Source organism: Microbacterium sp. I2 (assembly GCF_051364985.1).
Lineage (GTDB): Bacteria > Actinomycetota > Actinomycetes > Actinomycetales > Microbacteriaceae > Microbacterium.
Window position 1 is genome coordinate 305398 of sequence record NZ_JBLWIH010000010.1, and the last position, 23498, is coordinate 328895.

Here is a 23498-nt window from a genome sequence, read left to right on the forward strand (position 1 = left end):
GTCAGGCCTCCTGCGCTGCGAACTGGATGTCGGAGACGGTCAGCTCGTCGGCGACCGCGTAGCTGATCTCGGTGATCCGGCCGACCGCCTTCAGGTCGCCCTCGGCGAGGCGGAGGGCATCGAGCGACGCGGCCGGAGCGGAGACCGTCACTTGGTCGACGGGCGTCTTCTGTGAGACTTTGGCCTCTGTCTTCGCCCGCCGGATGCCGATCAGCGCGCTTCCCACGACGCTGAGCACAAACGGGTCGCCTTCGATCTCGAGCGTCTCCGGCCACGGCGCTGTGTGTACCGAGCCGTCGTTGAACCACGACCAGGACTCTTCGGCTGCGAACACGAGCACCGGTGCGAAGAGCCGCAGCAGCGTCGAGAGTGCCATGCGCAGCGCGAGGGCAGCGGATGCCTGACCCACGTCCGCCTGGTTGTACGCGCGTTCCTTGACCAGCTCGAGGTAGTCGTCGCAGAAGGTCCAGAAGAACGACTCCGTGATCTCCAGCGCGCGAGCGTGGTCGTACGAGTCCAGTGCCTTCGTCGCATCACGGATGACGTCGTCGAGGCGAGTGAGCATCGACGCGTCGATCGCGTGCGTGACCTGAGCGCCCTCGGGCACCGGGAACGACAGCACGAACTTGGCCGCGTTGAGGACCTTGATGGCCAGACGGCGACCGATCTTGATCTGCGTCGGGTTCTGCGGGTCGAAGGCCGCATCAGTGCCCAGGCGGCTGGAAGCCGCCCAGTAGCGGACGGCGTCGGAGCCGTGCTGCACGAGGATGTCGGCAGGCGTGACGACGTTGCCCTTGGACTTCGACATCTTCTTGCGGTCGGGGTCGACGATGAAGCCCGAGATCGCGGCATCCGTCCACGGCGCGCGATCGTCCTCGAGCGCGCTGCGCAGCAGCGTGGAGAACAGCCACGTCCGGATGATGTCCTGGCCCTGGGGGCGCACGTCGAACGGCGCGACGAGGTCCCACAGCTCGGGATCGCGCTCCCACCCGCCGGCGAGCTGCGGCGTCAAGGACGACGTCGCCCATGTGTCGAAGATGTCGTTCTCGCCCTCGAACCCACCGGCGACACCGCGCTGATCCTCGGTGTACCCGGGGGGCACATCCGTCGACGGATCGACGGGGAGCGTCGCTGCATCCGGCGTCAGCACGCGGCCGTAATCGCGCTCACCGTCGTCGTCCAGTGCATACCAGACCGGGATCGGCACACCGAAGAACCGCTGGCGAGAGACGAGCCAGTCCCCGGTGAGTCCGTTGGTCCAGTTCTCGTAGCGCACGCGCATGAAATCGGGATGCCACGACATCTGCTGGCCGAGAGCGATGAGCTTGTCGCGGAGGGCCTCGTCGCGGGCGCCGTTGCGCAGATACCACTGGCGGGTCGACACGATCTCGAGCGGGCGGTCGCCCTTCTCATAGAACTTGACCGCGTGGGTGAACGGCTTGGGGTCACCCTCCATGTCGCCGGACTCCTGCAGCAGCTCGACGATCCGTTTCTTGGCGCTGAACACCGTCTTGCCTGCGAGCTCCGCATACGCGGTCTTCGCGGCATCCGTCACGATCACGTCGGGCGCTTCGGCGAGGACGCGACCGTCCTGTCCGAGGATCGTGCGGTTGGGCAGGTTCAACTCCCGCCACCACACGATGTCGGTGACGTCGCCGAACGTGCAGATCATGGCGATGCCCGAGCCCTTGTCCTGCTGAGCAAGCGGGTGCGCCAGGACGGGCACCTCGACGTCGAACAGGGGCGTGCGCACCGTGCTGCCGAACAGCGGCTGATACCGCTCGTCGTCGGGGTGGGCGACCAGCGCGACGCACGCGGGGAGCAGCTCCGGGCGCGTCGTCTCGATGAAGACATCGCCCGAGCCGTCCGTCTTGTGGAACGCGACGCAATGGTACGCGGCCGGCTGATCGCGGTCTTCGAGTTCGGCCTGCGCCACAGCGGTGCGGAAGTCGATGTCCCACAGGGTCGGCGCGAGGTCCTGGAAGGCTTCGCCGCGCTCCAGATTGCGCAGGAACGCGAGCTGGCTGATCCGCATCGTGTCGTCCGAGATCGTCCGGTACGTCTGCGTCCAGTCCACGCTCAGCCCGAGCGAGCGCCACAGGGCCTCGAAGTGCTTCTCGTCTTCGACGGTGAGTTTCTCGCACAGCTCGATGAAGTTGCGACGGCTGACCGGGATCTGGTCGGCCGCGCGGCTCGACTTGTTGTCGCCGCCCTCATACGGGGGAGCGAACTGCGGGTCGTACGGCAGCGAGGGGTCGCAACGCACGCCGTAGTAGTTCTGCACGCGGCGCTCGGTCGGCAGGCCGTTGTCGTCCCAGCCCATCGGGTAGAACACCGTCTTGCCGCGCATGCGCTCGAAGCGCACCTTGACGTCGGTGTGCGTGTAGCTGAACACGTGCCCGATGTGCAGGCTTCCCGAGGCGGTTGGCGGGGGAGTGTCGACCGAGAAGATTCCCGCACGGCCGACCTCTGCGGCGCGGATCCGGTCGAACAGGTACGTGCCCCGCTCTGTCCAGCTCGCATCCCACTTGGTCTCGAGGCCTTCGAGGGCGGGCTTGTCGGGAATCTGCGCGTCGGCCATCGGGTCTCCTCGATATGTGCGGCACCGTGTGAGCGTGCCTGAGTGTGGGATGCGCGTCGATTCTACCTGGGCGAGACGTACTCAGGCGGAGCGGATGCCGGGACACCGGCATCCGCTCCGCCTGAGGTGGTGGTCAGACTGCGGCGGAGGCCGTCTCGGGTGCCGAGGCGAGCTCAGGCTCGGGCCGGCGGCGCGTGGCCAGCCATGCCGAGACCAGCGTCACAGCCGACATGATCGCGAGGACGACGCCCGGATGCCACCACGCGAAGCCCGTCGCAGTGCCCAGCTCGAACGTGAGGTACGGGACGAAGCCGCTGATCGTCGCCGCCAGCGCGTAGGCGAACGACAGCGCCGAGTAGCGGAAGTTGTCGGGGAAGAGGTCGTTCATGAGCCCGCCCAGCGCCGCCCACGCCATGGTCGGCAGGATGCCGCCGATGATCATGGTCGCCACCAGGATCGGGAAGGTCGCGAACTGCAGCAGGAAGTACATCGGGAACGTGATGAGGAGCGTCCCCAGGGCGCCCCACAGCACCACCTTCGCGGAGCCGATGCGGCTGGCCCATGCTCCGAAGAGCGGAATCGTGACGAGCTGCAGGAGACCCCCGACGGTGGTCGCGACGAGGAGGTCCTGGAAGCTGAAGCCGAGCTGCTCCACGCCGTAGTTGACGGTGTAGGTGTTCATCAGCGAATACGAGCCGATGCCCAGCAGTGCTGCGCCGATCGCGATCGCCATCGCGGCAGGGCGGCGCGCGAACATCGTGACGAAGGGGATGCGGTCGCGCCGGCCCTCCGCCACGACACCTTGGAAGACCGGGGTCTCCGAGATCGTCAGGCGCAGGTAGAGCGATACCGCCAGCAGAGGCAGCGCGAGCAGGAACGGGATGCGCCAGCCCCAGTCGGCGAGTTGCTCGGCCGGGAGGACGACGGTCATCACGATGAACACCGCGGCGGACAGGATCGACCCGACCGGTGAGCCCAGCTGGGGAATGGCCGCATAGAACGCGCGCTTGACCGGCCCGGAGTGCTCGGTCGCGATGAGGATCGACCCACCCCATTCGCCGCCGAGCGAGAGGCCCTGCACGATGCGCAGCAGGATGAGCAGCACCGCGCCGACCCAGCCGGCCTGGGCATAGGTGGGCAGCAGGCCGATGAGGCCTGTGGCCACGCCCATGACGCCCACGGTCCACAGCAGCGTCGCCCGCCGCCCGAGCCGGTCGCCCATGTAGCCGAAGAGGATGGCGCCGATCGGGCGCACCACGAAGGCGACCGCGATCGTGAGGAAGGCCACGCTGGTCGCGCCCACGCTGCCGAGGGGATCGAAGAAGAGCGGTCCGACGAAGAACGCCGAGAAGTACGCGAAGAGGTAGAAGTCGAAGGACTCCAGCGACGTCCCGACCATCGAGGCCCATGCGACGCGGCGCGCGGGTGCTGTGGTGGCGGCAGGGGAGGCGTCGGGAGTGGCGGTGGAATTCACAGTCGTCAATCTTGGCACGAGTCCAGAAACCGTGAGAGGCCCCTCATCATTCCCGGCTTGCACGGCCACGGTAGACTCGACCCAACAGCACTGATCCGGCCATCACCGGGGAGCTCTCGGAAGAACCGGGCTCGTCACGGCGAGTCCTCACTAGAACCGAGCGGGGCAGGCCCGTCACAGCCGCAGTGAAAGCGGGCGGATGCCGGTCGGCATCCCGTCAACGCAGGGTGGTACCGCGGTCCGCCGGGAGACGTCTTCCGGCAGGTCGTCCCGGCAGGACGCGAATCGAGCGAGCACCTGCGAGAGATGATGACCTACCCGAAGCCCTCCCCGTTCGGACCGGCAGCAGATCCTGCCCTCCCCACGCCCTCTCCAGTCGTGCCGAGCCCGCGCTTTCCTGACGTCGAGCGCGAGACACTGGCCTTCTGGGAGGCCGATCAAACCTTCCGCGCTTCGATCGACCAGCGCGACGGCGCCGAGGAGTGGGTGTTCTACGACGGCCCCCCGTTCGCCAACGGGCTGCCGCACTACGGTCATCTCCTCACCGGCTACGCGAAGGACCTCTTCCCGCGGTTCCAGACGATGCGCGGCAAGAAGGTCGACCGCGTCTTCGGCTGGGACACCCACGGTCTTCCCGCCGAGCTCGAGGCCATGAAGCAGCTCGGGATCACCGAGAAGAGCCAGATCGAGGCGATGGGCGTCGCCGCCTTCAACGCCAAGGCGCGCGAGTCGGTTCTGGCCTACACGCGTGAGTGGGAGGACTACGTCACACGGCAGGCGCGCTGGGTCGACTTCGAGCGCGGCTACAAGACGCTCAACGTCTCGTACATGGAGTCCGTCCTGTGGGCGTTCAAGACGCTGTACGACAAGGGCCTGGCGTACGAGGGCTACCGGGTGCTGCCGTACTGCTGGCGAGACGAGACACCGCTCTCGGCTCATGAACTGCGGATGGACGACGACGTCTACAAGATGCGCCAGGACCCGTCGGTCACGGTGACCTTCCCGCTCGTGGGGTTGAAGGCCGAGGCGCTGGGACTCACCGGAGTGCGCGCGCTCGCGTGGACGACGACGCCGTGGACGCTGCCGACGAACTTCGCCCTCGCGGTCGGCCCCGACATCCGCTACGCGGTCGTGCCGGGCGGACCGAACGGCGCCACGGACGTGCACCACACCGCCGACGGGCACGCCGACGAGCCCGAAGAGGCGTATGCCCACCGGTATCTCCTGGCAGAGGAGCTGCTCGGCAACTACGCGAAGGATCTGGGCTACGACTCGGCCGAGGCGGCGCGCGAGGCGGTCGTGCAGACCGTCCAGGGTTCCGAACTGCAGGACGTCGCATATGACCGGCTGTTCGACTATTACGCCGATGCCGCCACGTGGAACACCGGGAACGCGTGGCGCATCCTCGTCGACGACTACGTCACCACCGCGGACGGCACCGGGATCGTGCACCAGGCCCCGGCCTTCGGCGAGGACGACCAGCGTGTGACCGAGGCGGCCGGCATCCCGCTCATCATGAGCCTCGACGACGGCGGACGCTTCCTGCCGCAGGTGACCGATGTCGCCGGCGAGCTGTGGATGGACGCCAACCGGCCGCTCATCCGGCTGCTTCGCCAGGAGGGCCGGCTGCTGCGTGAGGCGAGCTACGAGCACTCGTATCCGCACTGCTGGCGGTGCCGCAACCCGCTCATCTACCGCGCCGTCTCGAGCTGGTTCGTGCGCGTGACCGAGATCAAGAATCGCCTGCTCGCCAACAATGAGCAGATCACGTGGGTGCCCGAGAACGTCAAGCACGGCCAGTTCGGCAAATGGCTCGAAGGTGCGCGCGACTGGTCCATCAGCCGCAATCGCTACTGGGGATCGCCGATCCCGGTGTGGAAGAGCGACGACCCGGAGTATCCGCGGATCGACGTCTACGGCTCTCTCGAGGATCTCGAGCGGGACTTCGGCGCGCTCCCGCGCAACGCCGAAGGCGACGTGGACCTGCACCGCCCGTTCATCGACGACCTGACTCGGCCCAACCCCGACGACCCGACGGGGCGCAGCACGATGCGCCGCATCGAGGACGTCTTCGACGTATGGTTCGACTCCGGCTCGATGCCGTACGCCCAGGTGCATTACCCGTTCGAGAACCAGGAATGGTTCGACGAGCACGCGCCCGCGGACTTCATCGTCGAGTACATCGGGCAGACGCGCGGCTGGTTCTACGTCATGCACGTGCTGTCGACGGCCCTGTTCGACCGTCCGGCGTTCACGGGCGTGTCGTGTCACGGCATCATCCTGGGCAACGACGGATTCAAGGCCTCGAAGTCGCGGGGCAATTATCCCGACGTCTCCGAGACGTTCGACTCCGACGGCTCGGATGCGACGAGGTGGTTCCTCATGGCGAGCAACGTGCTCCGCGGTGGGAATCTGATCGTCACCGCCGAGGGCATCCGCGCCGGTGTGCGCGAGCTCATGCTGCCGCTGTGGAACGCGTGGTACTTCTTCGCGACCTACGCGAACGCCTCCGGGCCGGAGGGTTACGAAGCGTCGTGGCGGACCGACTCGACCGACGTCCTGGACCGGTACATCCTGGCGCTCACGGGCGACCTCGTGCGTGATGTCGCGACAGACCTCGATGGCCTGGACTCCACGATGGCGGCCTCGAAGCTCCGCGACTTCGCCGAGGCCCTGACCAACTGGTACATCCGCCGTTCGCGCGATCGCTTCTGGGTCGGCGTGACCGACGATCCGAAGAGCCGCGAGGCGTTCGACACGCTCTACACGGTGCTCGAGACGCTGACCCGCGTGGCGGCGCCGCTCATCCCGCTGGTGTCCGAGAAGGTCTGGCGGGGTCTCACCGGCGGACGCAGCGTCCACCTGCAGGACTGGCCGGATGCGGCGGCATTCCCGGCAGCCGACGACATCCGCGCCGCGATGGACGCCGTCCGGCAGGCCTCCAGCGTCGCGAACGCCCTCCGCAAGAAGGAGGGCAAGCGCGTTCGCCTTCCGCTCTCGAAGCTGACGGTGGCGATGACGGATGCCGCGTCCCTTGCGCAGTTCGAAGGAATCCTGCGCGACGAACTCAACGTCAAGGCCGTGGAGCTCGTCGAGCTGGGTGACGACGTCGCTCAGCGCTACGGCATCACCAGCCGCTTGTCGGTGAACGCGCGCGCGGCCGGCCCCCGCCTGGGCAAGCAGGTGCAGCACGTCATCGCCGGTGCGAAGGCGGGCATCTGGGAGGAGACGGACGGCGGCGTCATGGTCGACGGCATCGAGCTGCACGAGGGTGAGTACGAGCTCACCCTCGAGGCAGGCGGTGTCGACGAGGGAACCGCGATCGCACTCCTGGGCGAGGGAGGCTTCGTGCTGCTGGACACCACCACGACACCCGATCTCGAGGCCGAGGGCCTCGCACGCGACGTGATCCGAGCCGTGCAGGACACGCGCAAGGCGGCCGGGTTCGACGTGAGCGACCGCATCCGCCTCGAGCTGGCCTTCGACGACGTCGAGGATCGCATCGCGGTGGAGTCCGCGTTCGAGACCGCCGGCGTGGCGAGCGAGACGCTGGCCGTCGAGCATTCGCTCTACGGCCCGAGGGGCAGTCGCCCCGCGAAGCCGGCCCCGGAACACGTGGTGTCCTTCGACGCCGGTGCTTTCGCCAACACCGGCGCGTTCGAAGTGGCCGTCACGAGAGTCGAAGCGAACGCATTCGACGCACTGAGCGAGCGGAGCGAGTCGAAGTGACAGATCGCGAGCGTGCCCGCGCCGACGCCGTCTACGCGGCGCTGCTGGAGCGGCAAGGGGAGCGGTGGGTGCAGCCGCGCGTCGAGCGCACCCGGCGCGTCCTGGAGCTGCTCGACGACCCGCAGAAGACCTATCGCGTCGTCCACGTCACGGGAACCAACGGCAAGACATCGACGAGCCGGGTCATCGAGAGCCTCATTCGCGCGCACGGGCTGCGTACCGGGCTCTTCACGAGCCCGCATCTCGAGCGCTTCACGGAGCGCATCATGATCGACGGTGAGCCGATCTCGGACGCAGCCGTGGCCGATGCGTGGGACGAGGTCTCACCGTTCGTCGACCTCGTCGACGCCGAGCTGGCGGCGGCGGGCGACGCTGCGCTCACCTTCTTCGAGCTGCTCACGGTGCTCGCCTTCGTCGCGTTCGCCGACGCGCCGATCGATGTGCTCGTGCTGGAAGTCGGCATGGGCGGCTCGTGGGACTCGACGAACACCGCCGACGGCGACGTGGCGGTCTTCACGCCGATCGCCCTCGATCACGCCGATCGCCTCGGGCAGACGATCTCCGAGATCGCCGCCGTGAAGGCCGGGATCATCAAGGACGGCGCCGCGGTCGTCTCGGCCCGACAGGATGCGGCGGCCGAGGCCGAACTGCGGCGGGCCGCAGCGGCCCGCGGCGCGAGCATCGCGTTCGAGGGCGAAGGCTTCGCGCTGGCCCAGCAGCGCCTCGCGGTCGGCGGGCAGCTCATCAGCATCCGCGGACTCGCCGGCGTCTACGAGGACGAGTACCTGCCGCTTTACGGCGCGCACCAGGGCTTCAACGCCGCTCTCGCGATCGCTGCGGTCGAATCGCTCCTTGGCGGGGGCGCACAGCCGATCGCCGGCGACGTGCTCGCGGAGGGCTTCGGCGGCGTGACCTCCCCGGGTCGCCTGCAGCTCGTGGGCGCGAGTCCTACGGTCGTCGTCGACGCCGCGCACAACCCGCACGGAGCGCGAGCGCTCGTCGCGGCGCTGAGGGAAGCCTTCGACTTCGACGAGTGGGGCGTCGTCCTGGGCGTCCTCTCCGACAAGGACGCCGACGGGATCGTCGACGCACTGGCTTCCGCAGCCGCGCACGTCTTCGCCACGGCACCGCATTCCGAGCGCGCGAACGATGCCGACACGATCGCCGACCTCGCAGAGGCACGCGGGGTCCCCGTGACCGTGCACGCCGATCTGGGCGACGCCGCGGAGTCCGCACGTGAATGGGCGGCGGCATCCGATCGTCGCGCCGTCGTGATCGCCGGTTCCGTCGTGCTCGCAGGCGAGGCGCTGGCGCTGTCGGCCGCCGAGGATTGGAAGAGCGGGTGGGAGCGGTGACCGCCGAAGCGCCGCGCACCCGCCGCACTCGTGGCGCGGCGGAATCGCTGGGCACGATCGTGCTCGGATTCGAGTCGATGATCGCTTTCCTGGCCGGCCTGGTGATCTACGGGCTGCGGGCGCTGCCTGAGCCGATCGCCCCGTGGTGGGGAATCGTCGGCGGTGCCGTGCTGGCGGTCGTCATGATCCTCACGACGCGCGCCCTGCGCCATACCTGGGGCATTGCGCTCGGCTGGGTCCTGCAGGTCGTCGTGGCGCTCGGTGCGTTCCTCGTTCCGGCGCTCGCGCTTGTGGCCCTCATTTTCGGCGGCATGTACGGATATGCCACGATCAAGGGGGCCGCGCTAGACCGGCGCAATGCGCAGCGCGCAGCCGATTCCCCCTCGTCCTGAACACCCTCGACGCAGCCGGCGACGGCGAACGGAGACACCCATGACCACGGAAGAGACCCTCGTCCTCATCAAGCCCGACGGCGTCGCACGCGGACTGACCGGCGCGATCCTGGCCCGCATCGAGGCGAAGGGCTACGCGCTCGTCGATATCCGCCTCGTCGAACCGGATCGCGAGACGCTGGAGCGTCACTACGCCGAGCACGAGGGCAAGCCGTTCTACGAGCCCCTCGTCGAGTTCATGATGTCGGGGCCGTCGGTCGCGATCCGGCTTGCGGGCAACCGCGTGATCGAAGGGTTCCGCTCCCTCGCCGGCACGACCGACCCGACCACCGCCGCGCCGGGAACGATCCGTGGGGACCTGGGCCGCGACTGGGGCCTGAAGGTGCAGCAGAACCTCGTGCACGGCTCCGACAGCCCCGAGTCCGCGGCGCGCGAGCTCGGGATCTGGTTCGGCTGAGTCCGCCCGGCGGGGCTCAGAACGCCCGGCCGAGCACGTCCAGCTGCAGCTGGGCGAGGATCGCGATGATCGCGTAGCTGACCACCGTGATGAGAGGCACCCAGCCCATCAGACGGTCCGCGGCGCGGCGCACGGCGGTCGGGGCGGGCAACAGTCCCGCACGCAGCACGTGCAGCGTCACCGCGTAGAAGGTCGGGATCGTCACCACCCAGGTCACCACGCACCAGGGGCACAGCGTGCCGAGCACGAAGAGACTCTGGACGATCAGCCAGCAGACGAAGCCGAACGCGAACAGCATCCCGAGTTCGAACAGCAGCCAGAACCAGCGGGCGAACCGCGCACGGGCGAGAAGCGCCATGCCGACCACGATGGGCGCGACCCAGCCGGCGACCCCGAGGAGCGGGTTCGGAAAGCCGAAGACGCTGCCCTGCCAGGACTCGAGATTCGCAGAGCACTGCACCAGCGAGTTGAAGTCGCACGAGGCGATCGCGTTCGGATCCTCGAGCTTGTGCAGTCGCTCCATCGTGAGGGTGAACGCCGCCCACCAGCCGATGACCCCCGCGATCACGAGCCACACGGCCAGCACGGTGGGACGGGTGTGGGTCTGACGCTCGGGCATGCTTCGGATTATGGCATCGAGGCCTGGACGGATGCCGCGCCAGCGGGCCGCGGAGCGTGACCGGTCGGGGGACTCTCGCACACCCGGCGTGCCGCGAGTGCGCAATCCGGCGGGGGAAGTGCGATAATGGGGCTCGATGACACGCGGCCGCGCCGCGATGGGCATCACCGAAGACTTCAGGGCGATGGACGCCCGTGGCAGCGAGAACATCCGCCGAGAGCAGGATTCCGCTGCAGACCGAGTGAGTTCGCGGCACCGCAGGTGCGGCGCCGCACGAGATTTCGCCGGGCGGCGCGCGGTGCCGCCCCGCAGGGAGTGCGCCAGTGATGGCAGATGGAAACGATTCAGACCTCAACCCTCAGACCGACTCGGAAGCTCCGCTGACACCGGAGCAGCCGGAATCGCCGCAGACGGGGCCGTCCGACGAGCAGGAGACGCCGGCTGAAGAGCCGGATGCTCCCGCCGAGGTGTCCGCAGCCCCCGCAGCGTCTGCCGTCGAGGCGGACGAGGAGCCTTCCAAGGCACCGTCCGCTGAGCCGGAGCAGGAGACTTCCGAGGAGCCGTCCGCTGAGCCGGAGCAGGCTGCCGGGGGCGATGGTGCCGCCGAGCAGGCGCAGGACGAGACGGACCCGTCGAAGCCACCGACCGCGGTGAGCCTGGGACTGCTCCCCGAGGAGTTCGTGTCAGCGGTATCGACGCAGCTCGTCTTCTACGCACCCGAGATCGCGCCGCTGCCACCGCTGCCCGGTCGATCGACCGAGCCGGAGGCAGAACCCGCTCCGGCCGGTGGCTCACGCCGTCGCAACCGTCGCCGAGGCGGAGACGTCAAGGACGAGGCATCCGGCGCCGCCGAAGAGGCCCACCCGCGCAAGCGTGCCGTCGAGCTCATCACCGAGCCGCAGCGCATCAAGGGCTCCACGCGTCTCGAGGCCAAGAAGCAGCGCCGTCGCGACGGCCGTGAGGCCGGACGCCGTCGAGCCGTCGTCACCGAGGCGGAGTTCCTCGCACGCCGCGAGGCCGTCGATCGTGTCATGATCGTGCGCTCGCGCAACGGCCGCATCCAGATCGCGGTGCAGGAGGACAATGTGCTCGTCGAGCACTATGTCGCCCGCAACCAGGACGCGTCCCTCATCGGCAACGTGTACCTCGGGCGCGTGCAGAACGTGCTCCCGAGCATGGAGGCCGCCTTCGTCGACATCGGTCGCGGACGCAACGCCGTGCTGTACTCGGGCGAGGTCGACTGGGACGCCGTCGAGACCGGCAACCAGCCGCGCCGCATCGAACTCGCGCTCAAGACCGGCGACAAGGTGCTCGTGCAGGTCACGAAGGACCCGGTCGGGCACAAGGGTGCACGTCTCACCAGCCAGATCTCGCTGCCGGGCCGCTACCTCGTGTACGTGCCGGGCGGAGCGATGAACGGCATCTCGCGCAAGCTGCCCGACACCGAGCGGGCGCGGCTGAAGAAGATCCTCAAGGAGGTGCTGCCGGAGTCGTCGGGCGTCATCGTCCGCACCGCCGCCGAGGGCGCCACCGAGGATCAGCTCACTCGCGACGTGCAGCGACTCACCAACCAGTGGGAGCACATCAGCAAGCAGATCGAGTCGATCCAGGCGCCCGCGCTGCTGCACTCCGAGCCCGACCTGCTGGTCAAAATCGTTCGGGACGTCTTCAACGAGGACTTCTCGAAGATGCTCATCCAGGGCGACGACGCGCACCACACCATCACGAAGTACCTCGAGTCCGTCGCACCCGACCTGCTCGATCGTGTCGAGCGCTACGAGGGCGACCAGGATCCGTTCGACGAGTTCCGCGTCACCGAGCAGATCGAGAAGGCGCTGGACCGCAAGGTCTGGCTGCCGTCCGGCGGTTCGCTCGTGATCGACCGCACCGAGGCGATGACGGTGGTCGACGTCAACACCGGCAAGTTCGTCGGATCGGGTGGAAACCTCGAAGAGACGGTCACCAAGAACAACCTCGAGGCCGCCGAAGAGATCGTCCGTCAGTTGCGGCTGCGCGACATCGGCGGGATCATCGTCGTGGACTTCATCGACATGGTGCTCGAGTCCAACCGTGACCTCGTGCTGCGCCGGCTGGTGGAGTGCCTGAGTCGCGACCGGACCAAGCATCAGGTGGCCGAGGTGACCTCGCTCGGACTCGTGCAGATGACCCGCAAGAAGCTGGGGCTCGGCCTGCTCGAGACCTTCAGCGAGCCGTGTGAGGTCTGCGCCGGCCGTGGCGTCATCGTGCACCACGACCCCGTGGTCAAGCACCGCCCGACGGGTGGCGGCGGAAGTTCCTCGCCTGGACGACGCACCCGTGGCGGCTCGACCCCGCCTGCAGGCGGCTCGAACGGCACCCACGTGATCACCGAGGGCGTGAAGTCGGCCCTCGCCCAGATCGCGGCATCCACGATCCATCAGGGTGACGAGGCGGCGGCCCCCGCGGCCCCAGAGGTCGAGGAGCCCGTGGTCGAGCGCCCGAAGAAGGCGCGGAAGAAGCGTTCGGATGCCGGGACGAAGGCACCGAAGACCGAGAAGGACCTGCTGCTCGACTCAGTGCTCAACGCGCTGCCCGAGCCCAAGGCTCCCGGTCAGGGACGCGCGCGACGTCGCGTCACGACGGCCGCGCTGACGGGGACTCCGGTCTCGCACGCACCCGCCGAGGACTGAACTCGCTCACGAAGGAGCGTCGTGGACTAGCGTCCGCGACGCTCCTTCGCTGTGATGCGCAGCCCCGATGCGATCAGCCGCCGTACCAGCTCGTGGCCGCTGACGTGCTCTGCCCCCGCGGCCACCAGCCGCGCGTGCGCGTCCTCCGGGACGTCGTAGTGGTCCAGGTCGAATCCGCGCCCGGGGATCCCGTTCGCGGCGGCGAAGGCGTGCAGCTCATCCAGGTCGGAGTCGCTCACCAGATGCGCCCAGAGCCGGCCGTGAGCCGGCCAACGGGGGTCGTCGATGAGGATCGCCACGTGCAGATCCTATGCACGAGGGCTGCCGCGACGGGCGATCGGCTCCCTGTGGAAAACTCCGCAGGCGTGCCGGCGACCCCGGATAGCGTGGACGGGTGAAACTGCGAGCTCTGGCGGTGTCGACGGCCCTGGCGGCGTCGATGGTCCTCCTGACCGGATGCCTCGGCGCACCGCCCGAGCCGACCCCGACGCCTACCGCCGTGTTCGCGAGCGAGGCCGAGGCGTTCGCCGCCGCCGAGGAGACCTACCGCGCGTACATCGACGCGGTCAACGCCCGCTGGGCGAACGCGCAATCCTCGCCTGCGCCCGACCAGTTCCTGATCGGTGAAGCGTTGGAGACGGAACTCGAGGTCGAGCGCGAGTTCGCCGAAGCCGGAATCCGTATCGTGGGGGAGAACACCGTTGAGCGGGTGGACCGGATCAGTGCGCGCCCCGCCGAGGGTGCGGTCGTTCTCGATGTGTGTGTGAATGCCGAGCAGAGCCGTGTCCTGAACGCGTCAGATCAGGACGTGACCCCGGCAGATCGTGCGCCCCGAGTACTAGTCAGAGTCGATTTCGCGCACGTCGGAAGCGACACGTTGATTGAGCGGAGCATCACTGCGAAGGAAGACGGATGCTAGCGACCTCGTTGATCTTGGTTGCGCTGATGCAAGTCGTGAGCCCCAGCACTGGCCAAGTGGGAGCATTTTGCACGCCGGCTCAGATCTCCGCGGGGTTCTGCCGTGAAGACGCCTCGAGTACTGGAGATGCTGTGGAGGTCGTGGGATCCAGGCTCGAGGAAGGCGGTGCTGCTCCCGGCGGGTCAACGGCGCCGGGCGAGCACGTTCCGGTGCCGACCATGCCGCTCGAGCCGACGAACCCGAGGCCGTGCGATACCCCGGACGGGTGGTGCGAGCGCCCGGAACTGCCCCCTGAACCCGGGGAAGCGGGCTTCCCCGATGTCACGCTCGCGGACCTGGTGTCGTTCCGGCCCGCCACGCCGCAGCTGACCGGTGAGCCTGCCGGGTTCGGCGTGGTCGGGATGCCGGCGAACTTCGTCGCCGCAGCATCCGAGCAGGTGGTCCCCGGGGTGCTGCTCGGCTACCCGGTGACGGTTCGCTTCACGCCGACGGCGTTCGTCTTCTCGTACGGCGATGGCACGTCGGGGCGCAGCCCGAGCGGGGGAGTGACGTGGGAGCGCGCGGGCGTGGTGCAGTTCACCCCGACCGACACGAGTCACGCCTACCGGGAACGCGGGACATACATGTCCGGTGTGACGGTGGAGTACGCGGCGTCGGTCGACTTCGGCACGGGCTGGCGTGCCGTCGACGGTGTCGTCACCGCGGCATCCGCCGAATATCTTGTCGAGGTCGTCGAGGCGCGCACAGCCCTCGTCGACCGCACGTGCGATGAGGACCCTGCCGGTCCGGGATGCGGCTGACGGCTCGAGTGCGCACGGCCCGGCGCGCTTTCGCGGAGTGATCCGGCATCTGGTAAAGTAGACCCTTGGTGCGTCGACATTTCCGCGCCAAGTCTTTCCTGACGTCCTGAGCGCGTGCGCGTGCTCCCAGAAGAAATAGGTGTGAAGTGGTTTACGCAGTTGTGCGCGCCGGCGGCCGGCAGGAGAAGGTCGAGGTCGGCACGATCGTCGTTCTCGACCGTCAGGCCGCGAAGATCGGCGACAAGATCGAGCTTCCCGCGGTGCTCCTCGTCGATGGCGACGCCGTCACGACCGACGCCGACAAGCTCGCGAAGGTCACCGTGACCGCCGAGGTGCTCGGTGAAGAGCGTGGACCGAAGATCGTGATCCAGAAGTTCAAGAACAAGACCGGTTACAAGAAGCGCCAGGGCCACCGTCAGGACCTCACGCGCGTCAAGGTCACCGGCATCAAGTAAGCCCAGGGGAGATGTAGAGATGGCACACAAAAAGGGCGCAAGCTCCACCCGCAACGGTCGCGACTCCAACGCTCAGCGCCTGGGCGTGAAGCGCTTCGGCGGTCAGCAGGTTCTCGCCGGCGAGATCATCGTCCGTCAGCGCGGCACCCACTTCCACCCCGGCGCCAACGTCGGTCGCGGTGGCGATGACACGCTCTTCGCTCTCGCAGCGGGCGCAGTCGAGTTCGGCCAGAAGGGCGGCCGCAAGGTCGTCAACATCGTGGCGGCCGCGGAGTAATCCACGGACTCACACATTCTCGAGGAAGGGGCGGGCTTCGGCTCGCCCCTTCCGTTATTACCCTGGGCTTGACCCAGAGCTGAGGGGGACCGCATGGTCACGTTCGTCGATCGGGTGACGCTGCACCTGAGTGCCGGCAAGGGCGGCAACGGCTGCGTGTCGGTGAAGCGCGAGAAGTTCAAGCCGCTCGCCGGTCCCGACGGCGGCAACGGCGGCCACGGCGGCGACATCGTGCTCGTTGCCGACCCGCAGGTGACCACGCTGCTGTCCTACCACCACTCGCCCCACCGCTCAGGCGGCAACGGCGGGTTCGGCATGGGCGATCATCGCTCCGGCGCCCACGGCGAATCTCTCGAGCTGCCCGTCCCCGTCGGCACCGTCGTGAAGGATGCCTCTGGCGAGACCCTCGTCGACATGATCGAGCCGGGCATGCGTTTCGTGGTCGCCCCGGGTGGCCTCGGTGGCCTCGGCAACGCCGCGCTGGCCAACCCCAAGCGCAAAGCGCCCGGCTTCGCTCTCTTGGGCACACCCGGCTGGGAGGGGGACGTCCTCCTCGAGCTGAAGACCGTGGCCGATGTCGCCCTGGTCGGCTTCCCGTCCGCGGGCAAGTCCAGCCTCATCGCCGCGGTGTCGGCGGCACGGCCCAAGATCGCCGACTATCCGTTCACGACGCTGCATCCGAACCTCGGTGTCGTTCAGGCAGGCGACGTGCGCTTCACCGTCGCCGATGTCCCCGGCCTCATCGAAGGCGCGAGTGAGGGCAAGGGTCTCGGCCTGGAGTTCCTCCGTCACGTCGAGCGCTGCACCGCGCTCGTGCACGTGCTGGACTGCGCGACCCTCGACCCGGGTCGTGACCCGCTCTCGGACCTCGAGGTCATCCTCGCCGAGCTCGCGGCCTACCCGGTGCCCGAGGGGCAGCTCCCGCTGCTGGAGCGACCGCAGCTCGTCGCGCTGAACAAGGTCGACGTCCCGGAGGCCAAGGATCTCGCCGATCTGGTGCGCCCCGAGCTCGAGGCACGCGGCTTCCGCGTGTTCGAGATCTCGACGGTGAGCCACGAGGGACTGCGCCAGCTGACGTTCGCACTCGGCGACATCGTGGCGGCGCACCGCGTCGAGCAGGCCAAGACTCCCGCCCCCGAGCGCGTCGTCATTCGTCCCCGTGGCTCGCAGAAGGAGTTCTGGGTGCGCGTGGAAGGCGGCACCTACGGCAACATCTACCGGATCCTCGGCGAGAAGCCGCTTCGCTGGGTGCAGCAGACCGACTTCCAGAACGAGGAGGCCGTCGGGTACCTGGCGGATCGCCTCGAGAAGCTCGGCGTCGAGGACGAGCTGTTCCGTTCCGGTGCGACGCCTGGCGCCACAGTGGTCATCGGTGAGGGCGACGGCATCGTGTTCGACTGGGAGCCGTCGGTGCGGTCCACCGCAGAGCTGGCCACGGCACCTCGTGGCACCGATCCTCGCCTGCTGCAGAACGGCCGACGGACGACGTCGGAGCGGCGCGAGCGCTATCACGACATGATGGACGCCAAAGCTCAGGCGCGCGCTGAGCTCGAGGCGGAGCGGCTGGCATCGGCGGAGCGGAGCGCGGAGGGCGACGAGTGAGGCCGCTGGAACGGGACGGGCTGCCCACCGCACGTCGGGTTGTCGTGAAGGTGGGGTCGTCGTCCATCAGCGGTGACAACGCCCACAAGATCGCCCCCCTCGTGGACGCACTGGCGGCGGCACACGACCGTGGCACCGAGGTCGTACTGGTGTCGTCGGGCGCCATCGCTACCGGGATGCCGTATCTCCTGCTCGATGAGCGCCCGAGCGACCTCGCGACCCAGCAGGCCGCCGCCGCCGTCGGTCAGAACGTGCTGATCTATCGCTATCAAGAGGCCCTGCGCCCGTTCCGCATCGTGGCAGGACAGGTGCTGCTGACTGCCGGAGACCTCGAGAACCCCACGCACCGCTCCAACGCGCGGCGCGCGATGGAGCGGCTGCTCGGGCTTCGCATCCTGCCGATCGTGAACGAGAACGACACGGTCGCCACGCACGAGATCCGCTTCGGCGACAACGACCGTCTGGCGGCGATGGTCGCGCAGCTGATCGGCGCGGACGCGCTGGTGCTCCTGAGCGACATCGAATGCCTGTACACACGGCCTCCGGGCGAACCCGGCGCGGCACCGATTCCGCGCGTGGCGTACGGCGCCGACCTGCACGACTTCGAGTTCGGCTCCGTCGTGGTCAACAGCGTCGGCACCGGGGGAGCGGCGACCAAGGTCTCGGCGGCGCGGCTGGCTGCGGCATCCGGAATCGGAGTGCTCGTCACGAGTGCGGATCTGGTGGACGCAGCCCTTTCGGGTCACGAGATCGGCACGTGGTTCCAGCCGAATCCCGAACCCACCGCGCCGGCTGCGACCGGCCCTGTCCGCACGGCCGCCGATAGGCTGGGTTGACGACGATCCGCGCTTCGTCGGCATTGTCGTCGTGTGAGGCATAAACTGGATCAGTCCCGCGCCTGCTGAGGCGAATCCGAACGGAGCACGAATGAGACTCGCCACGATCATCGCCCTGGCCGCCGAGGAAACCGAGCACCACGGCAACGTCGCACTCGAGACGGTCGGCTACGGGATCGTGGCGATCCTGGTGTTCGCAGCACTGGCTCTGGTCACGCTGTCGTACCGGAACGTCGCCAACCGCCACGCGCACAAGGCGGACGCCTACGCCCGCGCCCACGCGAACGACGTGCAGCGATCGGGGCACGGCCACTAGGCCGACTGCATGTCGGTGACAGGTGCCCCGAGGATCGGGGTCATGGGTGGGACGTTCGATCCCATCCATCATGGTCACCTCGTCGCTGCGAGCGAAGTGGCGCAGTGGTTCGACCTCGACGAGGTCGTGTTCGTGCCCACCGGCAAGCCCTGGCAGAAGGAGCAGGTGTCGCCGAGCGAGCACCGCTACCTGATGACGGTGATCGCGACCGCATCCAATCCCCGATTCACGGTGAGCCGGGTCGACATCGACCGCACGGGTCCCACGTACACGATCGACACACTGCGAGATCTGAAGGCATTGCGCCCCGATGCGGAGCTGTTCTTCATCACCGGCGCCGACGCCTTAGCGCAAATTCTCAGTTGGAGGGACCATGATGAGTTGTGGGACCTCGCCCATTTCGTCGCGGTGTCCCGACCGGGGCACGTGCTGAACACCGATGGATTGCCCAGCGACGACGTCAGTCAGCTCGAGATTCCCGCCCTCGCCATCTCGTCGACGGACTGTCGCGATCGCGTGAGTCGGGGGCACCCGGTGTGGTACCTCGTTCCCGACGGGGTCGTCCAATACATTGCGAAGCATCACCTCTACCGGAGCAAGGAATGAGTACACCCGAGCAGCCGGCAACGCCACCCCTGACGCGCAAGCAGATGCGCGAGATCCGCAACACCGGCTCGAATCCGGTGATCCCGCCTGGGTCGACCGCGGACCCCACGCCCGCCGCAGAGACCCCTGCGCCGACGCCCGAGCCACCGACTCCCGAGCCACCGACTCCCGCAGCGGCCGCGCCGGTCGATGCCGTTCCCGCCTCGGCCATCCCGCTCGCACGCCCGGCGACGCCGGCGGCCGTGCCGCCACCACCGGTGGCCGACTCGGCTGTCGACCTCGGCGTCTCGCCGCTCACGCGCCGGCAGGCACGACAGCAGGAGCGCATCCGCACGGCATCCGTGCCCGTCATCACCCCCGAGGTCGTCGCCGCACACGCCGGTGGTCCGGCGGCGTCCGTGCCGACCTTCGCGTTCCCCGCGGCAGCGGATCGTCCCGTCGAGGATGCGCGCTCGGCCCTCTTCGCCGAGCCCGAGGTCGCCGAGCAGGATCACGCTGCCGCTGAAGAAGTCCCCGCCGAACGCGACAGCGCGGAGGCCGTGACCAGCGACAGCGGACGGCACCCCCTGTTCGGCTTCTCGGGATCTCAGCCCGAGCCGCAGCGTGAGCCGGTCGCTCCCGCGTTCCCGTGGGCGCAGCAGGAAGCCGCGGATGCTCCTGCACCGTCCGAGTCGCAGGCAGACGTCTTCGCCGACGAGGCGGGTGCCGCCGAGGCGTCGCCGTTCGGCGACCTTCCTTTCGCTCCCGCTGAGGACGCCGCCTCCTCTTCGGACGAAGAGGAGGCCGACGATGAGCGCGCCCGCGCGGTCGTCAATCCGCTGTTCGGCGCTGGACTCCTCGGTGCGCCGTCCGCTGCCGAGCCCATCGCAGATCTGCCGCCGTCCTTCGACCAGCTGCTCTCACGCACGACCGGCTCGATCTCCGTCCCCAACGCGCTCATCGTGTCGCAGGCCCCTGAGGTCTCTCCCCTCGTCGCACCGGTGACCGCCACCGGCGAGGTCCTCGTGACCGGGACCTTCAACCTGCCCGAGGGTCTCGGATCGACGGGTCATGCCAATGGCACGGCCGACGGCAAGGAGATCGACGCGACGCTCGTCGACGGCGAGCTGCCGTCACACTCGTCGCCCACGCCGATCGCCGCCAGTTCCGCGGTCAGCACAGTCAAAACCCCGGGCGAAGTCATCAAACCCCCGGTGCCCGAGAAGGGCAACCGACTGATGATGTCGCTCGCGATCACGGCGGGCGTCCTGGCGCTCGCTCTCGTGGGCGTGCTCATCCTCGCCTTCGTGACAGGAGTCTTCTGATGACGGCGAGCACCCAGTCTCACGACATGCTTCAGATCGCGGCAGTAGCAGCGGACGCGAAGGGCGGCGAGGATCTCGTCGCCCTCGACGTGTCGGCGCCGTTGCCGCTCGTGGACATCTTCCTACTGGTGACGGGCCGCAGCGAACGCAACGTCGCCGCGATCGCGGACGAGATCGAAGACAAGCTGCTCGAGGCCGGCCACAAGCGGCTCCGGCGCGAAGGCCGTCAAGAGTCGCGCTGGGTGCTCATCGACTTCGGTGACCTGGTCGTACACGTCTTCCATGAGCAGGAGCGCGTCTACTACGGCCTTGAGAGGCTGTGGAAGGACTGCCCCCTCGTGCCGATCAACCTGCCCGCATCGGCGGCCACAGAAGAGTGAGCCTGGTTCGGACCACGCTTGCAGATGTTGTAAGCTAGACGAGTTGTCCCGCACTGTTCGGGGCGGCATCCGGGCCTGTGGCGCAGCTGGTAGCGCACCTGCATGGCATGCAGGGGGTCAGGGGTTCGAGTCCCCTCAGGTCCACCAAAACTCCCGGTAAAGCACCGAAACTTCACTCCCCGATCAGGGAGTTTGAGTGTTTGGTAGTCGTTTACTGGACACTTCGCCGAGTAACCGCAGCGCGCTCTCGAGCCTTCTAGAGCTATCTGTAAGGTACGCGGTGACGCCCACGCACCTTCGCTGTATGGACAGCGGTGGCACCTCAGAGTCGGGACTCGGCAACTACGTCTCGTTGGCTGAGCTTGCCGCCGAGTTGGAGGTTTCCGTTCAGACGATCTACGACCTCCGAAGCAAGGGGCGCGGGCCGCATGGATTCCGTGTCGGCACCCAGTTGCGGTTTCGCAAGACCGAGATCGATGCGTGGGTCGAGCGCATGGAACAGGCTGATGAGCAGCGCCACGCGGGCGGCGCAGCATGAACGGCGGACGGCCACGCACCCTGATCGGCTCCTATGGGGCAATCAGCGTTACCAGGCGCGGCACCTCGTACGTGGCTCTCGCGCGCATCCGCGACGCCGACGGGCGCCTGCGCAGAGTCACCGGTGCTGCGCGCACCGAATCGGCGGCTCGAGCCCGTTTGAAGGAGCGTCTCCTCGACAGACCCGGGTTTGGAGCTGGCGGACTCCTCGACCTCAGTAGCTCCTTCCGAGACCTCGCAGACCTCTGGCTCGAGGATCTGGAGCTGCGCGAGTTGTCGGACGGGACGAAGAAGAACTATCGCGACGATCTCCGGCTCCGAGTAAGGCCACAGTTCGAGCACTTCTCCCTCGGGGAGATCACCACGGGCCGCGTGGAGTGGTTTCTCAGGTCAGAGAGCGCAGTGTCCTTCTCCCGCGCGCACCACTCGCGAACCGTGCTCAACCAGCTCTTCGCGTTTGCGCTCCGACACGATGCGATCCCGCGGAATCCCGTGCAGGGGACGAGCCCGCTGCGGCGTCCGAAGGGCGAGCGGCACGCGCTGAACATCGAGCAGATCAGCGCAATCCGCGACGATTGTGGCGGATGGTGATCGGGATCACCTGGCTGACGGTGCCTTCTGTGGGATTCTCAATGACTGACCTCAACGTCACCGAGTTGGGTATTCCTCAGTGGTGGCAGTTCATGTATCCCCTTCTGCAGGTCGCTGCGGACGGAAGGGAATGGGCCCGGCGCGACCTATACTCTGCTGCGCTTGATCGCGCGGGCGTACCCGAGGATCTGCGCCTGATTCAGTACGGCCCGTCGGGCAATTACGCGGCGGAGAACCGCGTGGGATGGGCAAAGTCGGCATCGACACGTGTGCGACTGCTCGAGTCGGTGCGTCGTGGAGTGTTCCGCATCACTAACGCCGGTCGCGCCTTCCTGGCGGATCACCCATACGAGTTCAAGCAATCGTAACTTTGAAGCGCTACCGGCGTGGGATGAATACGAGGTGAAACGTCGTGTTTCCACCCAGCACGAGTCCTTGCCCGAGATCGTCGACACTCCTTCCAGCGATCCCGACGATCTCCTCGATGCCGCCGAGGCCGCCACCGATCAGAGCGTCGCCGTGGATCTCCTTCAACGGCTACGCGACCGGGACTGGCGCTTCTTTGAGCGCACCGTTCGGTCGCTGCTCACGGCCATGGGGTACGGAACCGAGGGCACGAAGCTGCGCGCCACAACCTCCGGCGACGGCGGAATCGACGGCGTGATCAATCGCGACGCCCTCGGCCTCGATCGCATCTACATCCAGGCGAAGCGCTTTCGGGAAACCGCCGTAGACAGTGACACTGTCCGGACATTCCTGGGCTCGCTCGACACACAGAAGGCCGGCTCCGGAGTGTTCTTCACCACAAGTCGCTACACGAGAGATGCCGAAGTGGCCGCGGACCGCAGCAGCAAGAGCGTGGTTCTAATCGATGGCGAGCGGCTGGCTAGTCTGATGATCCGGTACCGGATTGGCACCCAAGTGCGTCGGACGGTCGAGATCGTCGAAGTCGACGAGGACTTCTTCGAGTAAGCGATCCCCTTTCGGGCGATGTACGAAGAGCGGTCGTATAGGTGCATCCGCGCATGTCCGCAGGCGCTGATCGAAGCGCCTCGCGCATTGGCTAGCCGACGCTGGCCAGGAAGGGTCCGATGCGCCGGAGGTTGGCCCCCTCCGGACGCGCCCCGAGCCTTGCAAGAGCGCACTTCTGCGATGCTCTTCGGCGACGGACCACGAGCGTGCTTAGGCGTGCTCGGCGAAGACCTCAGCCGCGATGCCGTATCCCTCGAACGCGCGCGCGACGCCGGCATAGGCGGCGATCTGGATGAAGACCTCGACGATCTCCTCCTTGGTGGCTCCGCTGTTGAGGGCGATGCGCAACTGGCCTCGGAGTGGTTCGAGCACGCCGAGGGACGCCGCGATGGTCACCGACACGAGCGCGCGGGTCCGCGTGTCGAGGTGGTCGGTGCGTGGCCAGGCGTCTCCGAACGCCTGGATCGTGGCGATCCGCTTGAAGTCCTCGGCGTTCTCCGGCTCGGTCGTGGCGGTCCCGAGGTAACGCTCGAGTCGGAAGCCGAGCAGCTTCTCGGCTTCATCGAGCGCGGTCGCGTAGTCGCGGTCGGTGGATTCGGACATTGCAGTCTCCTTGCGTTGGGGTGG

24 protein-coding genes and 1 tRNA gene are annotated in these 23498 nt (G+C 67.9%); 20 read left to right on the top strand and 5 right to left on the bottom strand.

Annotation, left to right across the window (positions count from 1 at the left end; all coding sequences use genetic code 11):
• Position 1: 1 nt before the first annotated feature.
• Entirely contained in the window at positions 2 to 2581 is a 2580-nt protein-coding gene (gene valS / locus ACLKM7_RS10635; RefSeq protein ID WP_436447154.1) for a valine--tRNA ligase, read from the bottom strand.
• 133 nt (positions 2582 to 2714) lie between these two features.
• Positions 2715 to 4055 (bottom strand): MFS transporter, encoded by a 1341-nt coding sequence (locus ACLKM7_RS10640; RefSeq protein WP_436447155.1) that lies wholly within the window; start codon positions 4053 to 4055, stop codon positions 2715 to 2717.
• Between the two features lie 309 nt (positions 4056 to 4364).
• Here ACLKM7_RS10640 and ileS point away from each other — a divergent pair, with 309 nt between their 5' ends.
• From ileS to ndk, 4 genes are read left to right on the top strand one after another with little or no spacing between them, the layout of a single operon-like run.
• On the top strand, positions 4365 to 7784 hold the full coding sequence (gene ileS, locus ACLKM7_RS10645) for an isoleucine--tRNA ligase (protein ID WP_436447156.1): 3420 nt from the start codon (positions 4365 to 4367) through the stop codon (positions 7782 to 7784).
• The gene (locus ACLKM7_RS10650) at positions 7781 to 9139 is read left to right on the top strand and encodes a bifunctional folylpolyglutamate synthase/dihydrofolate synthase (protein ID WP_436447157.1); all 1359 of its coding nucleotides are present in this window, start codon (positions 7781 to 7783) and stop codon (positions 9137 to 9139) included. The genes ileS and ACLKM7_RS10650 overlap by 4 nt, the downstream gene beginning before the upstream one ends.
• Positions 9127 to 9531: a DUF4233 domain-containing protein gene (locus ACLKM7_RS10655; RefSeq protein WP_436447158.1), complete on the top strand. Its 405-nt coding sequence runs from the start codon at positions 9127 to 9129 to the stop codon at positions 9529 to 9531. The genes ACLKM7_RS10650 and ACLKM7_RS10655 overlap by 13 nt, the downstream gene beginning before the upstream one ends.
• 40 nt (positions 9532 to 9571) lie before the next feature.
• Entirely contained in the window at positions 9572 to 9988 is a 417-nt protein-coding gene (gene ndk / locus ACLKM7_RS10660; RefSeq protein ID WP_168914045.1) for a nucleoside-diphosphate kinase, read from the top strand.
• A gap of 16 nt (positions 9989 to 10004) precedes the next feature.
• Here ndk and ACLKM7_RS10665 read toward each other — a convergent pair whose 3' ends face one another.
• Positions 10005 to 10607 carry a vitamin K epoxide reductase family protein gene (locus ACLKM7_RS10665; RefSeq protein WP_436447159.1) on the bottom strand — a complete coding sequence of 201 codons (603 nt, stop codon included), beginning with the start codon at positions 10605 to 10607 and terminating at the stop codon, positions 10005 to 10007.
• Positions 10608 to 10933: 326 nt separating this feature from the next.
• Here ACLKM7_RS10665 and ACLKM7_RS10670 point away from each other — a divergent pair, with 326 nt between their 5' ends.
• Positions 10934 to 13276 (top strand): Rne/Rng family ribonuclease, encoded by a 2343-nt coding sequence (locus ACLKM7_RS10670; RefSeq protein WP_436447160.1) that lies wholly within the window; start codon positions 10934 to 10936, stop codon positions 13274 to 13276.
• A 26-nt stretch (positions 13277 to 13302) separates the two neighbouring features.
• Here ACLKM7_RS10670 and ACLKM7_RS10675 read toward each other — a convergent pair whose 3' ends face one another.
• Positions 13303 to 13575 carry a DUF4031 domain-containing protein gene (locus tag ACLKM7_RS10675; RefSeq protein WP_436447161.1) on the bottom strand — a complete coding sequence of 91 codons (273 nt, stop codon included), beginning with the start codon at positions 13573 to 13575 and terminating at the stop codon, positions 13303 to 13305.
• 200 nt (positions 13576 to 13775) lie between these two features.
• Between ACLKM7_RS10675 and ACLKM7_RS10680 the strand changes: the two genes are divergently transcribed.
• The 15 genes from ACLKM7_RS10680 to ACLKM7_RS10750 all read left to right on the top strand — a co-directional run bounded on the left by ACLKM7_RS10680 (position 13776) and on the right by ACLKM7_RS10750 (position 22871).
• Entirely contained in the window at positions 13776 to 14195 is a 420-nt protein-coding gene (locus tag ACLKM7_RS10680) for a hypothetical protein (RefSeq protein ID WP_436447162.1), read from the top strand.
• A gap of 209 nt (positions 14196 to 14404) precedes the next feature.
• The gene (locus ACLKM7_RS10685) at positions 14405 to 14995 is read left to right on the top strand and encodes a hypothetical protein (RefSeq protein ID WP_436447163.1); all 591 of its coding nucleotides are present in this window, start codon (positions 14405 to 14407) and stop codon (positions 14993 to 14995) included.
• Between the two features lie 146 nt (positions 14996 to 15141).
• Complete coding sequence (gene rplU, locus ACLKM7_RS10690) at positions 15142 to 15450, top strand: 50S ribosomal protein L21 (protein WP_168914039.1); 309 nt, start codon at positions 15142 to 15144, stop codon at positions 15448 to 15450.
• 19 nt (positions 15451 to 15469) lie between these two features.
• The gene (gene rpmA, locus ACLKM7_RS10695; protein ID WP_168914038.1) at positions 15470 to 15727 is read left to right on the top strand and encodes a 50S ribosomal protein L27; all 258 of its coding nucleotides are present in this window, start codon (positions 15470 to 15472) and stop codon (positions 15725 to 15727) included.
• Between the two features lie 93 nt (positions 15728 to 15820).
• The gene (obgE, locus tag ACLKM7_RS10700) at positions 15821 to 17329 is read left to right on the top strand and encodes a GTPase ObgE (protein ID WP_436447164.1); all 1509 of its coding nucleotides are present in this window, start codon (positions 15821 to 15823) and stop codon (positions 17327 to 17329) included.
• Positions 17326 to 18165 (top strand): glutamate 5-kinase, encoded by an 840-nt coding sequence (gene proB, locus ACLKM7_RS10705; protein ID WP_436447165.1) that lies wholly within the window; start codon positions 17326 to 17328, stop codon positions 18163 to 18165. The genes obgE and proB overlap by 4 nt, the downstream gene beginning before the upstream one ends.
• A 91-nt stretch (positions 18166 to 18256) precedes the next feature.
• Positions 18257 to 18481, top strand: coding sequence for a hypothetical protein (locus tag ACLKM7_RS10710; RefSeq protein WP_436447166.1), 225 nt, complete (start codon positions 18257 to 18259; stop codon positions 18479 to 18481).
• Between the two features lie 9 nt (positions 18482 to 18490).
• Complete coding sequence (gene nadD, locus ACLKM7_RS10715) at positions 18491 to 19087, top strand: nicotinate-nucleotide adenylyltransferase (protein ID WP_436447167.1); 597 nt, start codon at positions 18491 to 18493, stop codon at positions 19085 to 19087.
• The gene (locus ACLKM7_RS10720; protein WP_436447168.1) at positions 19084 to 20391 is read left to right on the top strand and encodes a hypothetical protein; all 1308 of its coding nucleotides are present in this window, start codon (positions 19084 to 19086) and stop codon (positions 20389 to 20391) included. The genes nadD and ACLKM7_RS10720 overlap by 4 nt, the downstream gene beginning before the upstream one ends.
• Positions 20391 to 20771, top strand: coding sequence for a ribosome silencing factor (gene rsfS / locus ACLKM7_RS10725; RefSeq protein ID WP_436447169.1), 381 nt, complete (start codon positions 20391 to 20393; stop codon positions 20769 to 20771). The genes ACLKM7_RS10720 and rsfS overlap by 1 nt, the downstream gene beginning before the upstream one ends.
• Positions 20772 to 20842: 71 nt before the next feature.
• Positions 20843 to 20918 (top strand) — tRNA-Ala (locus ACLKM7_RS10730).
• Positions 20919 to 21075: 157 nt separating this feature from the next.
• Positions 21076 to 21309, top strand: a complete 234-nt coding sequence (locus ACLKM7_RS10735) for a helix-turn-helix transcriptional regulator (RefSeq protein ID WP_344713562.1) — start codon at positions 21076 to 21078, stop codon at positions 21307 to 21309.
• Positions 21306 to 21899 carry a phage integrase central domain-containing protein gene (locus ACLKM7_RS10740; protein ID WP_436447170.1) on the top strand — a complete coding sequence of 198 codons (594 nt, stop codon included), beginning with the start codon at positions 21306 to 21308 and terminating at the stop codon, positions 21897 to 21899. Before ACLKM7_RS10735 ends, ACLKM7_RS10740 begins: the two co-directional genes overlap by 4 nt.
• Positions 21900 to 21940: 41 nt before the next feature.
• The gene (locus ACLKM7_RS10745) at positions 21941 to 22267 is read left to right on the top strand and encodes a winged helix-turn-helix domain-containing protein (protein WP_436447171.1); all 327 of its coding nucleotides are present in this window, start codon (positions 21941 to 21943) and stop codon (positions 22265 to 22267) included.
• A gap of 67 nt (positions 22268 to 22334) precedes the next feature.
• The gene (locus ACLKM7_RS10750) at positions 22335 to 22871 is read left to right on the top strand and encodes a restriction endonuclease (RefSeq protein WP_344713557.1); all 537 of its coding nucleotides are present in this window, start codon (positions 22335 to 22337) and stop codon (positions 22869 to 22871) included.
• A gap of 210 nt (positions 22872 to 23081) precedes the next feature.
• Here ACLKM7_RS10750 and ACLKM7_RS10755 read toward each other — a convergent pair whose 3' ends face one another.
• Positions 23082 to 23474, bottom strand: coding sequence for a carboxymuconolactone decarboxylase family protein (locus tag ACLKM7_RS10755; RefSeq protein WP_436447172.1), 393 nt, complete (start codon positions 23472 to 23474; stop codon positions 23082 to 23084).
• Positions 23475 to 23498: the final 24 nt, after the last annotated feature.

Excerpts from the sequence above, each read along its gene's own strand:
- valS (WP_436447154.1), bottom strand. The coding sequence starts at position 2,581 with ATGGCCGACGCGCAGATTCCCGACAAGCCCGCCCTCGAAGGCCTCGAG.
- ileS (WP_436447156.1), top strand. The coding sequence starts at position 4,365 with ATGACCTACCCGAAGCCCTCCCCGTTCGGACCGGCAGCAGATCCTGCC.
- ndk (WP_168914045.1), top strand. The coding sequence starts at position 9,572 with ATGACCACGGAAGAGACCCTCGTCCTCATCAAGCCCGACGGCGTCGCA.
- ACLKM7_RS10665 (WP_436447159.1), bottom strand. The coding sequence starts at position 10,607 with ATGCCCGAGCGTCAGACCCACACCCGTCCCACCGTGCTGGCCGTGTGG.
- ACLKM7_RS10670 (WP_436447160.1), top strand. The coding sequence starts at position 10,934 with ATGGCAGATGGAAACGATTCAGACCTCAACCCTCAGACCGACTCGGAA.
- rpmA (WP_168914038.1), top strand. The coding sequence starts at position 15,470 with ATGGCACACAAAAAGGGCGCAAGCTCCACCCGCAACGGTCGCGACTCC.
- obgE (WP_436447164.1), top strand. The coding sequence starts at position 15,821 with ATGGTCACGTTCGTCGATCGGGTGACGCTGCACCTGAGTGCCGGCAAG.
- ACLKM7_RS10710 (WP_436447166.1), top strand. The coding sequence starts at position 18,257 with ATGAGACTCGCCACGATCATCGCCCTGGCCGCCGAGGAAACCGAGCAC.
- nadD (WP_436447167.1), top strand. The coding sequence starts at position 18,491 with ATGTCGGTGACAGGTGCCCCGAGGATCGGGGTCATGGGTGGGACGTTC.
- ACLKM7_RS10720 (WP_436447168.1), top strand. The coding sequence starts at position 19,084 with ATGAGTACACCCGAGCAGCCGGCAACGCCACCCCTGACGCGCAAGCAG.
- rsfS (WP_436447169.1), top strand. The coding sequence starts at position 20,391 with ATGACGGCGAGCACCCAGTCTCACGACATGCTTCAGATCGCGGCAGTA.
- ACLKM7_RS10735 (WP_344713562.1), top strand. The coding sequence starts at position 21,076 with ATGGACAGCGGTGGCACCTCAGAGTCGGGACTCGGCAACTACGTCTCG.
- ACLKM7_RS10740 (WP_436447170.1), top strand. The coding sequence starts at position 21,306 with ATGAACGGCGGACGGCCACGCACCCTGATCGGCTCCTATGGGGCAATC.
- ACLKM7_RS10745 (WP_436447171.1), top strand. The coding sequence starts at position 21,941 with ATGACTGACCTCAACGTCACCGAGTTGGGTATTCCTCAGTGGTGGCAG.
- ACLKM7_RS10755 (WP_436447172.1), bottom strand. The coding sequence starts at position 23,474 with ATGTCCGAATCCACCGACCGCGACTACGCGACCGCGCTCGATGAAGCC.